The organism is Pseudomonas citronellolis (assembly GCF_900112375.1).
Classification (GTDB): Bacteria; Pseudomonadota; Gammaproteobacteria; order Pseudomonadales; family Pseudomonadaceae; genus Pseudomonas; species Pseudomonas citronellolis.
Genome location: NZ_FOLS01000004.1, coordinates 82,735 through 95,764, shown reverse-complemented (window position 1 = coordinate 95,764; position 13,030 = coordinate 82,735). Strand labels below are relative to the sequence as shown.

Annotated in this window: 11 protein-coding genes; 10 read left to right on the top strand and 1 reads right to left on the bottom strand. The window is 67.5% G+C overall.

Going from position 1 to position 13,030, the window contains the following annotated elements:
* Nucleotides 1-184 precede the first annotated feature (184 nt).
* The 4 genes from trxA to BM060_RS05475 all read left to right on the top strand — a co-directional run bounded on the left by trxA (nt 185) and on the right by BM060_RS05475 (nt 4,642).
* Complete coding sequence (gene trxA, locus BM060_RS05490) at nt 185-511, top strand: thioredoxin TrxA (RefSeq protein ID WP_009615069.1); 327 nt, start codon at nt 185-187, stop codon at nt 509-511.
* A 246-nt stretch (nt 512-757) separates the two neighbouring features.
* Nucleotides 758-2,020 (top strand): transcription termination factor Rho, encoded by a 1,263-nt coding sequence (rho, locus tag BM060_RS05485; protein ID WP_009615070.1) that lies wholly within the window; start codon nt 758-760, stop codon nt 2,018-2,020.
* Between the two features lie 116 nt (nt 2,021-2,136).
* Nucleotides 2,137-3,603 carry a 4-hydroxy-3-polyprenylbenzoate decarboxylase gene (gene ubiD, locus BM060_RS05480; RefSeq protein WP_074978007.1) on the top strand — a complete coding sequence of 489 codons (1,467 nt, stop codon included), beginning with the start codon at nt 2,137-2,139 and terminating at the stop codon, nt 3,601-3,603.
* 70 nt (nt 3,604-3,673) lie between these two features.
* Nucleotides 3,674-4,642, top strand: a complete 969-nt coding sequence (locus BM060_RS05475) for a CDP-6-deoxy-delta-3,4-glucoseen reductase (protein ID WP_024128814.1) — start codon at nt 3,674-3,676, stop codon at nt 4,640-4,642.
* A gap of 397 nt (nt 4,643-5,039) precedes the next feature.
* On the opposite strand, the gene BM060_RS05470 is transcribed toward BM060_RS05475, so the two are convergent.
* A complete protein-coding gene (locus BM060_RS05470; protein WP_009615073.1) occupies nt 5,040-5,939 on the bottom strand; it encodes a LysR substrate-binding domain-containing protein in 900 nt (299 codons plus the stop codon).
* Between the two features lie 218 nt (nt 5,940-6,157).
* Between BM060_RS05470 and BM060_RS05465 the strand changes: the two genes are divergently transcribed.
* The 6 genes from BM060_RS05465 to BM060_RS05440 all read left to right on the top strand — a co-directional run bounded on the left by BM060_RS05465 (nt 6,158) and on the right by BM060_RS05440 (nt 13,023).
* Nucleotides 6,158-7,276: an ABC transporter ATP-binding protein gene (locus BM060_RS05465; RefSeq protein WP_074978005.1), complete on the top strand. Its 1,119-nt coding sequence runs from the start codon at nt 6,158-6,160 to the stop codon at nt 7,274-7,276.
* 10 nt (nt 7,277-7,286) lie between these two features.
* Nucleotides 7,287-8,213, top strand: coding sequence for an ABC transporter permease (locus BM060_RS05460; RefSeq protein WP_074978003.1), 927 nt, complete (start codon nt 7,287-7,289; stop codon nt 8,211-8,213).
* Nucleotides 8,213-9,019: an ABC transporter permease gene (locus BM060_RS05455; protein ID WP_074978000.1), complete on the top strand. Its 807-nt coding sequence runs from the start codon at nt 8,213-8,215 to the stop codon at nt 9,017-9,019. The genes BM060_RS05460 and BM060_RS05455 overlap by 1 nt, the downstream gene beginning before the upstream one ends.
* 26 nt (nt 9,020-9,045) lie before the next feature.
* Nucleotides 9,046-10,080, top strand: a complete 1,035-nt coding sequence (locus BM060_RS05450) for an ABC transporter substrate-binding protein (RefSeq protein WP_074977997.1) — start codon at nt 9,046-9,048, stop codon at nt 10,078-10,080.
* Nucleotides 10,081-10,240: 160 nt separating this feature from the next.
* The gene (locus tag BM060_RS05445; protein WP_074977995.1) at nt 10,241-11,698 is read left to right on the top strand and encodes an amidase; all 1,458 of its coding nucleotides are present in this window, start codon (nt 10,241-10,243) and stop codon (nt 11,696-11,698) included.
* 23 nt (nt 11,699-11,721) lie between these two features.
* Nucleotides 11,722-13,023, top strand: coding sequence for a malonyl-CoA decarboxylase (locus BM060_RS05440; RefSeq protein ID WP_074977993.1), 1,302 nt, complete (start codon nt 11,722-11,724; stop codon nt 13,021-13,023).
* Nucleotides 13,024-13,030 lie beyond the last annotated feature (7 nt).

Sequence of the window (13,030 nt, the reverse complement as noted above, 5' to 3'; positions counted from 1 at the left end):
TCCGTTTGTTAACCCCGACATCCTGCCACGATAGCCCTTCGGTGCCAACGAACGCCGGGCCGTCGATCGGTTTCGCCGGGGCCGGCGATAGCGACACTCAATCGCCTGCGCCTTTCGGAAGGCGGCCAAGGCGGGCTATGATGGGCCCACTTTTTTTCGCATCCGATTCCCACGGAGAGATTTCATGAGCGAACATATCGTCAGCGTTACCGATGCCAGCTTCGAGCAGGACGTGCTGAAGGCCGATGGTCCTGTGCTGGTGGACTACTGGGCCGAGTGGTGCGGTCCGTGCAAGATGATCGCGCCGGTACTGGACGAGATCGCCAAGGACTATCAGGGCAAGCTGAAAGTCTGCAAGCTGAACATCGACGAGAACCAGGAAACCCCGCCGAAGTACGGCGTGCGCGGTATCCCGACGCTGATGCTGTTCAAGGGCGGCAACGTCGAGGCCACCAAGGTCGGCGCCCTGTCCAAGTCGCAACTGGCGGCCTTCCTCGACAGCAACATCTGAGTCGAGACAGCCCCCGGAAAAGCCCCGCACGACGCGGGGCTTTTTTCATTCCGTCCCCTAGACGCCCCTTGGCGCGGGTGTTACATTCGGGCCTGCAACGTTGTTTTACGTTGTCCCCTGCAAGCCGTCGCCGACGCACTTCCTATTCGAATTTCCAAGCGATCCTGTCGTCACTCTGCGGCACGGCATTAACGAGCTCACATGCTTGTTTCCCCTTTCCTCATATCTATCTAACACCTCCTTCTTATGAATCTGACCGAACTCAAGCAAAAGCCGATTACCGAATTGCTGGAAATGTCCGATGCCATGGGCCTGGAAAACATGGCCCGTTCGCGCAAGCAGGACATCATCTTCGCGCTGCTGAAGAAGCACGCGAAGAGCGGCGAGGAAATCTCCGGTGACGGCGTGCTGGAGATTCTCCAGGACGGCTTCGGCTTCCTGCGCTCCGCCGACTCCTCGTACCTGGCCGGCCCGGACGACATCTACGTCTCGCCCAGCCAGATCCGCCGCTTCAACCTGCGCACCGGGGACACCATCGTCGGCAAGATTCGCCCGCCGAAGGAAGGTGAGCGCTACTTCGCCCTGCTCAAGGTCGATTCGATCAACTTCGATCGTCCGGAGAACGCGAAGAACAAGATCCTGTTCGAGAACCTGACCCCGCTGTTCCCGACCAAGCGCCTGACCATGGAAGCCGGCAACGGCTCCACCGAGGACCTCACCGGCCGGGTGATCGACCTCTGCTCGCCGATCGGCAAGGGCCAGCGCGGCCTGATCGTCGCACCGCCGAAAGCCGGCAAGACCATCATGCTGCAGAACATCGCGGCGAACATCGCCCGCAACAATCCCGAGTGCCACCTGATCGTCCTGCTGATCGACGAGCGCCCGGAAGAAGTGACCGAGATGCAGCGCACCGTGCGCGGCGAAGTGGTCGCCTCCACCTTCGACGAACCGCCGACCCGCCACGTGCAGGTCGCCGAGATGGTGATCGAGAAGGCCAAGCGCCTGGTCGAGCACAAGAAGGACGTGATCATCCTGCTCGACTCCATCACCCGCCTGGCGCGTGCCTACAACACCGTGATCCCCAGCTCCGGCAAGGTGCTCACCGGTGGTGTCGACGCCCACGCCCTGGAGAAGCCCAAGCGCTTCTTCGGCGCCGCGCGCAACATCGAGGAAGGCGGCTCGCTGACCATCCTCGCCACCGCGCTGATCGAGACCGGCTCGAAGATGGACGAGGTGATCTACGAGGAATTCAAGGGTACCGGCAACTCGGAACTCATCCTCGACCGTCGCATCTCCGAGAAGCGCGTGTTCCCGGCGATCAACATCAACCGCTCGGGCACCCGCCGCGAAGAGCTGCTGACCGGCGAGGAAGAGCTGCAGCGCATGTGGATCCTGCGCAAGATCCTGCACCCGATGGACGAGATCGCCGCCGTCGAGTTCCTGCTGGACAAGCTCAAGCAGACCAAGACCAACGACGAGTTCTTCGACTCGATGAAGCGCAGCAAGTAAGCGCCGCTGGTTGATCGCTGCAAGCCACGAGGCCGGGGAAACCCGGCCTTCGTGTTTCTGCGAAGTGGTGTTAAAGGCTAAACTGTCGCATCTTCGCCTACGCCATCGAGACTTCCATGCAGTATCGCGACCTGCGCGAGTTCATCGCCGCCCTGGAGCAGCGCGGCCAGCTCAAGCGCATCCAGGTGCCGGTGTCCCCGGTGCTGGAAATGACCGAGGTGTGCGACCGCACCCTGCGGGCCAAGGGCCCGGCCCTGCTGTTCGAGAAACCCACCGGCTTCGACGTGCCCGTGCTCGGCAACCTGTTCGGCACCCCCGAGCGCGTGGCCCTGGGCATGGGCGCCGAGGACGTCTCCGAACTGCGCGAGATCGGCAAGCTGCTGGCCTTCCTCAAGGAGCCGGAGCCGCCCAAGGGCCTGAAGGACGCCTGGAGCAAGCTGCCGATCTTCAAGAAGGTCATCAGCATGGCGCCCAAGGTGCTCAAGGACGCGCCCTGCCAGGAAGTCATCGAAGAGGGCGAGGCGGTCGACCTGGGCAAGCTGCCGGTGCAGACCTGCTGGCCCGGCGACGTCGCGCCGCTGATCACCTGGGGCCTGACAGTCACCCGCGGGCCGAACAAGGAACGGCAGAACCTCGGCATCTACCGCCAGCAGGTGATCGGCCGCAACAAGGTCATCATGCGCTGGCTCAGCCACCGCGGCGGCGCCCTGGACTACCGCGAGTGGTGCCAGAAGCACCCGGACCAGCCCTACCCGGTGGCCGTGGCCCTGGGCGCGGACCCGGCGACCATCCTCGGCGCCGTGACGCCGGTGCCCGACACCCTCTCCGAATACGCTTTCGCCGGCCTGCTGCGCGGCCACCGCACCGAACTGGTGAAGTGCATCGGCAGCGACCTGCAGGTGCCGGCCAGCGCCGAGATCGTCCTGGAAGGGGTGATCCATCCCGGCGAGATGGCCGACGAGGGCCCCTACGGCGACCACACCGGCTACTACAACGAGGTGGACCGCTTCCCGGTGTTCACCGTCGAGCGCATCACCCGCCGCCAGAAGCCGATCTACCACAGCACCTACACCGGCCGCCCGCCGGATGAGCCGGCGATCCTCGGGGTGGCGCTGAACGAAGTCTTCGTGCCCATCCTGCAGAAGCAGTTCCCGGAGATCACCGACTTCTACCTGCCGCCCGAAGGCTGCTCGTACCGCATGGCGGTGGTGACCATGAAGAAGCAGTACCCCGGCCACGCCAAGCGCGTCATGCTGGGTGTGTGGTCGTTCCTGCGACAGTTCATGTACACCAAGTTCGTCATAGTCACGGACGATGACATCAACGCGCGGGACTGGAACGACGTGATCTGGGCGATAACCACGCGCATGGACCCCAAGCGCGACACGGTGATGATCGACAATACGCCGATCGACTACCTCGACTTCGCCTCGCCGATCTCCGGCCTGGGCTCGAAGATGGGCCTGGACGCCACCCACAAGTGGCCCGGCGAGACCAGCCGCGAATGGGGCCGCGCCATCGTCAAGGACGAGGCGGTGAGCCGTCGCGTCGACGAAATCTGGGCCAGCCTGGGGATCGATTGATGCGCAGCGCCCTTCGTAGGAGCGAGCTCGCTCGCGAATTCGCCGCACGGATGAGGGCGGAGGCGAAGCCATGCGTGTGACCCTGCAACCCTCCGGCGCCCAGCTCGAACTGCGCCCGGGCGAGCGCATCCTCGACGGCGCGCGGCGCCTGGGCTACGACTGCCCGCAGAGCTGCCGCAACGGCAACTGCCACGTCTGCGCCGCGCTGCTGGTGGAAGGCAGCGTGCGCCAGGACGGCGAGGTGCGCGACCATGGCGAACTCTTCACCTGCCTGGCCGAGCCCCTGGAAGACTGCGTGCTGCACTGGGACGGCGTGCTCGCCCCGGGCGAGCTGCCGCTGCGCAAGCTGGCCTGCCAACTGACGCTGTGCGAGGCGGTGGGTGGCGACGTCTGGCGCGTGCGCCTGCGCGCCCCGGCCGGCAAGCCGCCGCGCTACCACGCCGGGCAATACCTGCTGATCGAGCGCGAGGACGGCAACCACTCGGCCTTCTCCCTGGCCTCGGCGCCCCACGAGGGCCGCGACCTGGAACTGCACATCCTGGCGCGGGAGAACAGCGCCATCGAACTGCTCGGGCAACTGCAGCGCGAGCGCATCGCCCGCGTGCAGCTGCCCTTCGGCGACGCCCACCTGGCCGAGCTGCCCGAGGGCCCGCTGGTGCTGATCGCCGCCGGCACCGGCATGGCGCAGATGCACAGCCTGATCGAGCACTGCCGCGCCCAGGGCTTCGCCCACCCGGTGCACCTGTACTGGGGCGTGCGCCGGCCCGAGGACTTCTACGCGCTGCCGCACTGGGACGAATGGAAGGGCCTGGCCAACCTGCACCTGCACAAGGTGGTCAGCGACCTGTGCGGCTGGCAGGGTCGCTGCGGCCTGCTGCACGAGGCGGTGTGCGAGGACTTCCCCGACCTGGGCAGCCTGACCGTCTACGCCAGCGGCTCGCCGGCGATGGTCTACGCCACCCTCGACGCCCTGGTGGCCGCCGGCATGGACGCCCACCAGATGCGCGCCGACGTCTTCGCCTACGCGCCACGCGATTAAGGCACACCCCTGTAGGAGCGGGCCCTGCCCGCGATTCGCGCGCAGGGCGCGCTCCTACATGGGGCACGGTGCTGGCCGGCGAGGCTTCTCGTAGGAGCGAGCTTGCTCGCGAACCGCATGGCACCGCGTTTGTTCGCGAGCAAGCTCGCTCCTACAAAAAACAGTTCGGCGCGGCCTTCAGGGAAATACCGTCGTAGGATGGCGTTGAGCGAAGCGATACCCATCACCGCGGCAGCATGGGTTTCGCACAGGCTCAACCCATCCTACGGGACTGCTCCCTCATGGGCCGGGTTTCGGGCCCACCCATCGTGGACGGAGTCCGCTCCTACGATGGTGTTTCCCCGGAGCGTAGGAGCGGACTCCGTCCGCGATTTCCGAGGAGAGTAGGGCGGACGCCCTACGGCAACGCCGAAGGAAACTCCGCGGCAAGGGTTTGCGCCAGCCAATCGCCGAACCACTCGATATCGGCGCTGCTCGGCCCCGGCGGAATCAGCAGTTGGTAGCTCTCCAGGCGCACCTGGTTAGGCAGCGGCCGCACCAGCGCGCCGGATTCCAGCTCCTTGCGCACCAGCACGTCGTTGGCCAGGGCGATGCCGGCGCCGGCCTCGGCCATGGACAGCGCGTGGTCGTTGCTGACGTAGAGCACGTCGGGGCTGACGCGGATGTCCAGCTGGTTGGCGGCGAACCAGGCGTTCCACCATTCGCCGTCGTGGACGTGGATCAGATCGTGGCGCACCAGCTCCTCGGCGCTGTCCAGCGGGCCATGGGCGGCGAGGTAGGCCGGCGAGCACACCGGGAACACCTGCGGGTGCAGCAGCGTGGCCTGGCTCTGCGGATACTGCCCGGGCATGCCGTAGGCGATGCCCAGGTCGGCGCTGTTGCCGTCCACCTCGGTGAAGGTCGGGTTCGGTTCGATCGCTACCTTCAGCCCCGGGCGCTGCTGGCGCAGGGTTTCCAGGTGCGGCATCAGCCAGCGCTTGGCGAAGGCCGGCACCACCAGGATCTTCAGCCAGCGCGCCGAGCCGCCGGGCACCAGTTCGAGGCTGGCCTCGGCGATCTGCTGCAGGGCTGTGGATATCTTCGCGTAGTAACGCTGCCCGGCTGGCGTCAGGCTGACCCCGCGCGGCGTGCGCTCCAGCAGCTGAACGCCCAGCCAGTCCTCCAGCAGGCGCACGTGGCGGCCGATGGCCGGCTGGGTGACGTGCAGCGCCCTGGAGGCGGCGACGTAGCTGCCCAGGCGCGCGGCCGCTTCGAAGGCGCGCACGGCGTTGAGCGGCGGCAAGCGGGGGAGTGACATGAGGGTGGGCCTCGTGCGTTGTTAAATTATTTAATATCGAATGTAAGAAAATTGAGCTTTTTGCTCAACCGCAATCTGGCCACACTCGGCCCCAGCAGCCTCACCATAAAACCAGCCGGTCACCGGCACACGCTGCAGCGCTTTCCCCATTCCTGCCACAACAAATACAAGCCTCCGCGCGCACCGCGCCAGCGGGGGAGGGAACCGGAGGTACATCCATGAGTGCCCTGCACAGCCTGCAGACGGCCGCCGTCTCCATCCGTTCGGTGCGCAAGGTCTACGGCGACCCCGACAGCGGCCCGGTGGCGCTGAAGAGCGTCGACCTGGACATCCGCGACAACGAATTCTTCACCCTGCTCGGGCCCTCCGGCTGCGGCAAGACCACCCTGCTGCGGATGATCGCCGGCTTCGAGTTCCCCACCGCCGGGGAAATCCTCCTCTACGGCGAGAACATCGCCGACCGCGCGCCCTACGATCGCCCGGTCAACACCGTGTTCCAGCATTACGCGCTGTTCCCGCACATGACCATCGCCGAAAACCTGGCCTTCGGCCTGGAGTCGCACCCCATGGGCCAGCGCCTGGGCAAGGCGGCCGTCGCCGAGCGGGTGCGCGAGATGCTCGCCCTGGTGCAGATGGAACGCTTCGCCGAGCGCCGCCCGACACAGCTCTCCGGCGGCCAGCAACAGCGCGTGGCCCTGGCCCGCGCGCTGGCTCCGCACCCCAAGGTGCTGCTGCTCGACGAGCCGCTCTCGGCGCTGGACCTGAAGCTGCGCCAGGCCATGCGCGAGGAACTCAAGGCGATCCAGGCCAAGACCGGGATCACCTTCATCTTCGTCACCCACGACCAGGAAGAAGCCCTGACCATGTCCGACCGCATCGCCGTGCTGGCCAATGGCGAGGTGCAGCAGGTCGGCCGGCCGACGGACATCTACGAACAGCCGCGCAACCGCTTCGTCGCCGACTTCATCGGCGAGACCAACTTCCTCCCGGCGCAGGTCGCCGAGCTGGCCGGCGAGCAGGCGCTGTTCCGCATCCCCGGCGGCCAGACGCTGCGCGCGGCGGGCCGCGAGGGCCTGCGCGAAGGCGCCGAGGTGACCCTGTCGATCCGCCCCGAGCGCCTGCGCCTGGTCGGCGCCGACACCCCGGACGCCACGCCCTGCACCCTGGCCGAACAGGTCTACCTGGGCACCGACCTGCAGTACCAGGTGCAGCTGGCCGACGGCACCCGCCTGCGCGTGCGCACGCCCAACAGCGCCGGGCAGAGCCAGCGCTTCGCCGCCGGCGAGCGCCTGGGCCTGCAGTTCGACCGCGACAGCGCCAGCGTGCTGCTGGACTGAGGAACCCGCCATGACCACTCTCACCGTACGCCCCGGCAACGCCCTGGAGCGGCGCCGGGCCCTGGCCGGCCTGCTCGGCGTGTCGCCGGCGCTGCTGGCGATCGGCCTGTTCCTGGTGGTGCCGATCCTCATCGTCGCCGCCTACTCGCTGATGCAGGCCAACCCCTATGGCGGCGTCAATCACGTGTTCAGCAGCGACGCCTACGTTTCGCTGCTGTTCGAGCGCCAGCTGGACGACAGCCTGGCCTTCGCCGACTCCTACCTGATCATCGCCCTGCGCTCGCTAGGCATCGCCACGGCCACCACTGTCATCACCCTGCTGGTGGGCTTCCCGGTGGCGGTCTGGCTGGCCATGCAGCCGGCGCGGCGGCGCGGCCTGCTGATCTTCCTGATCACCGTGCCGTTCTGGGCCAACCTGCTGATCCGCACCTACGCCTGGATCCTGCTGCTGCGCGGCACCGGGGTGATCAACAACGGCCTCATGGGCCTGGGCCTGATCCACCAGCCGCTGCCGCTGCTGTACAACGACGGCGCGGTGCTGCTGGGCCTGGTCTACACCTACGCGCCCTTCGTGGTGCTGCCGATCTACTCGACCCTGGAGAAGATGGACATGCGTCTGCTGGAAGCCGCCCAGGACCTCTACGCCGGGCGCCTGCGCACCCTGCGCAAGGTGGTGCTGCCGATCGCCCGGCCGGGCATCCTGGCCGGCGCCATCCTCACCTTCGTGCCCTGCCTGGGCGCGATGATCGCCCCGGAACTGCTCGGCGGCGGCACCAAGATGATGCTCGGCAACCTGATCTTCCGGCAGTTCGCCGACGCCCGTAATTGGCCCTTCGGCGCCGCCCTGTCGCTGGTGCTGATGGCGGCGGTGATGCTCGCCCTGACCTTCTACGCGATGCGCGCCGAGCGCCTGCGCGTGGCCCGGGGAGGTGTGTGATGCTGAGCCTGTTGCGCAAGCGCCGTCTCGGCGTGCAGGACTTCCCCGGCTTCGGCGGCTTCAGCCTGCTGTTCTACCTCTACCTGTACGCGCCCATCGTGGTGCTGGTGGTCTACTCGTTCAACGCCAACCAGTCCGCCACCGTGTGGACCGGCTTCAGCCTCGACTGGTACCGCGCCGCCTTCGCCAACCAGGCGCTGCGCAGCGCGGCCGGCAACAGCCTGCTGATCGCCGTGTGCGCCAGCATGATCGCCACCGCCATCGCCACCCTGGCCGCGCTGGGCACCTCGCGCGGGGCCAGGTTCAAGGGCATGCGCCTGTCCATGGGCGCCATCATGCTGCCGCTGGTGCTGCCGGAGATCGTCGTCGGCGTGGCCACCCTGGCGCTGTTCTCCAGCCTCGGCGTGTCGCTGGGCTACGGCAACCTGATCATCGCCCACACGGTGTTCTGCATCCCCTTCGCCTACCTGCCGATCCGCGCCCGCCTGGAGGACATGGACCTGTCCCTGGAACAGGCCGCCGCCGACCTCTACGCCGGGCCCTGGCGGACCTTCCGCAAGGTCACCCTGCCGCTGCTGATGCCGGGGATCTTCTCCGGGCTGATGCTGGCCTTCATCGTCTCGCTGGATAACTTCGTGATCTCGATGATGGTCTCCCAGGCCGGCACCACCACCTTGCCGATCTTCATCTTCGGCCTGCTGCGGATGGGCGTCACGCCCGACGTCAACGCGGTGTCGACGCTGATCCTCGGGGTTTCCGTGTTCTTCGTCAGCCTTTCCTTCCTGCTCGGCAAAGCCAAAGCCTGAGCGCCACGCCACAACCGGGAGTCAACATGAGCAAGTCGATCGCAGTCATCGCCGCCACCCTGTCGCTGAGCCTGGCCGGCGCGGCCCACGCCGCCGGACAGGTCAACGTCATCAGCTGGAGCGGCTACTTCTCGCCGCAGATCCTGGAGAAGTTCGAGAAGCAGACCGGCATCAAGGTCACGGTGGATTCCTATGATTCCAACGAGACGCTGCTGGCCAAGCTCAAGCAGGGCGGCAGCGGCTACGACGTGGCCATCCCCTCGCACCAGTTCGTGCCGATTCTGGTCCACGAGAACCTGCTGGAGCGCTTCGACCCGATCAAGCAGCCGTACTACGCGAACATCGAGGACAACCTGCAGAAGCCCACCTGGGACCCGGAAGGCGGCTACTCGGTGCCCTTCATCTGGGGCACCACCAGCGTGGTCTACGACACCGCCACCTACAAGGGCCCGGCCGACAGCTACTCGCTGCTGTTCCAGCCGCCGCAGGAGCTGCAGGGCAAGATCAACATGCTCGACTCGGTCAACGAGGTGATGGACACCGCCAGCCTGTACCTGGGCGTGCCGCTGTGCAGCGAGGACCCGAAACAGGTGCAGCAGGTGCTGAACCTGCTCAAGGCGCAGAAGCCCTTCGTCAAGACGTACAGCTCCAAGGCCGGCTCGGTGCGCGAGAACCTCGCTTCCGGCGAGACCTCCATGTCGCTGTTCTGGGGCGGCTCGTCGCTGCGCGCCCGGGAGATGAAGCCTAGCCTGAAGTACCTCTACCCCAAGGAAGGCGTGATGGCCTGGGTGGACAACCTGGTGATCCCCAAGGGCAGCAAGAATCCTGACGCCGCCCGCCAGTTCATCGCCTTCATGAGCCAGCCGGAGAACTCGGCGATCACCCAGAACTTCCTCAAGCACCAGAGCCCGATCAAGGGCACCGACGCCTTCCTCGACCCGAGCCTGAAGGATGCGCCGGAGCTGCACATCCCCGAGGGCACCAAGGTGGTCTTCAGCAAGACCTGCGGCGAGGGCGCCATCCGCCTGGCCGACCGCCTGTGGACCAACCTGATGCGCTGACCGAAGGCGCTGGGCCCCCGCGTTCGCGGGGGTGACGGGGTAGGGCAGGGCGCCGCGAGGCGCCGTGGCTTCGCTCACCCCGTCGAAAGTCGCATCTGCACAAATATCGTTCCGTCATTCCCGCGAACGCGGGAACCCAGATAACAAAAGGCCGCGTCACATGAGCCAGAACCCGAATATCAGCCCCCTCGTCCAGCTCCAGGCCCATGAACTGGCGCAGCTCATCCGACTGCGCCAGGTCTCCTGCCGCGAGGTGATGGGCGACTACCTGGCGCACATCGAGCGCTTCAACCCGGCGGTCAACGCCCTGGTCAGCCTGCAACCGGCCGAGGCGCTGCTGGCCCAGGCCGACCAACGCGACGCCGAGTTGGCCCGCGGCGAATACCGCGGCTGGATGCACGGCCTGCCCCACGCCATCAAGGACCTGTCGCTGACCAAGGGCATCCGCACCACCCTGGGTTCGCCGCTGTACCGCGACTACGTACCCGAGCGCGACGGCATCATGGTCGAGCGCATCCGCGCCGCCGGCGCCATCCTCATCGGCAAGAGCAACACCCCGGAATTCGGCCTCGGCTCGCAGAGCTACAACCCGCTGTTCGGCGCCACCGGCTGCGCCTACGACCCCAGCCGCACCGCCGGCGGCAGCAGCGGCGGCGCGGCGGCGGCCCTGGCCCTGCAACTGGTGCCGGTGGCCGACGGCAGCGACATGATGGGCTCGTTGCGCAACCCGGCGGCGTTCAACAACATCGTCGGCTTCCGCCCGTCCCAGGGCCGAGTGCCCTTCGACGACGCCGCCGACCTGTTCTTCGACCAGCTCGGCTACGAAGGTCCCATGGGCCGCAGCGTGCGCGACGTGGCCCTGCTGCTGTCGGTGCAGGCCGGCGCCGATGCCCGCGCGCCGCTGTCCATCGCCGAGTCCGGCAAGGCCTTCGCCGGCCCGCTGGAGCGCGACTTCAAGGGCGCGCGCCTGGGCTGGCTGGGCGACCTCGGCGGCCACCTGGCCATGGAGCGCGGCGTGCTGGAACTGTGCCAGCGCTCGTTCGCCGACTTCCAGGCCATCGGCTGCGAGGTCGAATCCTGCGAACTGGGCTTCTCCGCCGAGCGCCTGTGGGACTGCTGGCGCACCCTGCGCCACTGGTTCGTCGCCGGCTCCCTCGGTGCCGCCTATGCCGACCCGGCCAAGCGCGAACTGCTCAAGCCGGAAGCGCACTGGGAAGTGGAGAACGGCCTGCGCCTGTCGGCCATGGACGTGTACCAGGCCACGGTGGCGCGCAGCGACTGGTACCGCGCCATCCAGCGCCTGTTCGAGCGCTACGACTACCTGCTGCTGCCCAGCGCCCAGGTGTTCCCCTTCGACAAGAACCTGCACTGGCCGAAGGAAGTCGCCGGCCGCGCCATGGACACCTACCACCGCTGGATGGAAGTGGTGATCCCCGCCACCCTGTCCGGCTGCCCTGTCGCCAACGTGCCGGTAGGCTTCAATGAACAGGGCCTGCCCATGGGCCTGCAGATCATCGGTCGGCACCAGGCCGACCTGGCCGTGCTGCAACTGGCCCATGCCTACGAGCAGGCCACCCAATGGTACCGGCGCTGCCCGCCGCCGCTGCTGGCGCAGTGAGGCGCGCCGAAGAAGGAGGTTCGATGAACGTCAGCTTCTTCCAGGAACTGCTGCAGAGCATCAGCGAACGCGGCCGCCAGCTGCTGGAATCCCGCGAGCCGGCGCCGATCAGCGCCGCCTCGCTGGTGGAGGCCAGCCGCCGGCTGCTCTCCGGCCACGGCGAGGCTTCCGGCGTGGCCCTGGCGCGCCAGGTGCTGTGCGCCTACCGCGACTGCCCGGCGGAGCAGCAGAAAGCCTTCTTCGACAACCTGCTGGACGACTTCGCGCCGCCCCGCGAAGCCCTGGCCGAAGCCTGCCGGCGCTACCTGGAGAACCCCGGCGCCGAGCAGGTCACCGCGCTCTTCGAAGCCTGCGAGCCGCCGCGCCAGGAGCTGTTCCGCCGCCTCAACCAGGCGCCCGGCGGCACCGCCGAGCTGATCGCCATGCGCCGCCGGCTGCTGCAGGAGCTCAAGGCGCGGCCGCAACTGGCGGCGGTGGACTACGACCTGCAGCACCTGCTGGCCTCCTGGTTCAACCGCGGCTTCCTGGTGCTGCGGCGCATCGACTGGTCGACGCCGGCGGCGATCCTGGAAAAGATCATCCGCTACGAGGCGGTGCACGCCATCAAGGACTGGGACGACCTGCGCAGCCGCCTGCAACCGGCCGACCGCCGCTGCTTCGCGTTCTTCCACCCGGCCTTGCCGGAGGAGCCGCTGATCTTCGTCGAGGTGGCGCTGACCCGCCAGATGCCCGCCGCCATCGCGGAAATCCTCGAAGCCCACGGCGAGACCGCCGAAGCCCCGGACACCGCGGTGTTCTACTCCATCAGCAACTGCCAGGAGGGCCTGCGCGGCATCTCCTTCGGCAACTTCCTGATCAAGCAGGTGGTGGAGGAACTGGCCCGCGAAGTGCCTGGCCTCAAGCAGTACGTCACCCTCTCGCCGGTGCCTGGCTTGCGCCGCTGGCTCGACAGCCAGGCCGAGCGCCCCGAGGTCGCCGAATGCCTGAAAGCGCTCAAGCCCGACGCGCCGCCACCGCCGCGCCTGGAGCAGCCGCTGCTGGCGCTGGCCGCCGAATACTTCCTGCAGGCCAGGAACGCCCAGGGCCAGCCGCTGGACCCGGTGGCGCGCTTCCACCTGGGCAACGGCGCCCGTCTGGAACGCCTGAACTGGCGCGGCGACCTCTCCGCCGGCGGCCTGCGCCAGGCCGCCGGGCTGATGGTCAACTACCGCTACGAATTGCGTCAGATCGAGAAAAACCACGAAGCCTACGCCAACCAGGGCACGGTGATCGCCGCCAACGAGGTCAAGCGACATCTCGCCCCACCGGCCAAGCCACGCCGCTAGGAACCGC

What these genes read in the sequence shown, in the direction of transcription:
- trxA (WP_009615069.1), top strand. Translation starts at nt 185, where the DNA reads ATGAGCGAACATATCGTCAGCGTTACCGATGCCAGCTTCGAGCAGGAC.
- rho (WP_009615070.1), top strand. Translation starts at nt 758, where the DNA reads ATGAATCTGACCGAACTCAAGCAAAAGCCGATTACCGAATTGCTGGAA.
- ubiD (WP_074978007.1), top strand. Translation starts at nt 2,137, where the DNA reads ATGCAGTATCGCGACCTGCGCGAGTTCATCGCCGCCCTGGAGCAGCGC.
- BM060_RS05475 (WP_024128814.1), top strand. Translation starts at nt 3,674, where the DNA reads ATGCGTGTGACCCTGCAACCCTCCGGCGCCCAGCTCGAACTGCGCCCG.
- BM060_RS05470 (WP_009615073.1), bottom strand. Translation starts at nt 5,939, where the DNA reads ATGTCACTCCCCCGCTTGCCGCCGCTCAACGCCGTGCGCGCCTTCGAA.
- BM060_RS05465 (WP_074978005.1), top strand. Translation starts at nt 6,158, where the DNA reads ATGAGTGCCCTGCACAGCCTGCAGACGGCCGCCGTCTCCATCCGTTCG.
- BM060_RS05460 (WP_074978003.1), top strand. Translation starts at nt 7,287, where the DNA reads ATGACCACTCTCACCGTACGCCCCGGCAACGCCCTGGAGCGGCGCCGG.
- BM060_RS05455 (WP_074978000.1), top strand. Translation starts at nt 8,213, where the DNA reads ATGCTGAGCCTGTTGCGCAAGCGCCGTCTCGGCGTGCAGGACTTCCCC.
- BM060_RS05450 (WP_074977997.1), top strand. Translation starts at nt 9,046, where the DNA reads ATGAGCAAGTCGATCGCAGTCATCGCCGCCACCCTGTCGCTGAGCCTG.
- BM060_RS05445 (WP_074977995.1), top strand. Translation starts at nt 10,241, where the DNA reads ATGAGCCAGAACCCGAATATCAGCCCCCTCGTCCAGCTCCAGGCCCAT.
- BM060_RS05440 (WP_074977993.1), top strand. Translation starts at nt 11,722, where the DNA reads ATGAACGTCAGCTTCTTCCAGGAACTGCTGCAGAGCATCAGCGAACGC.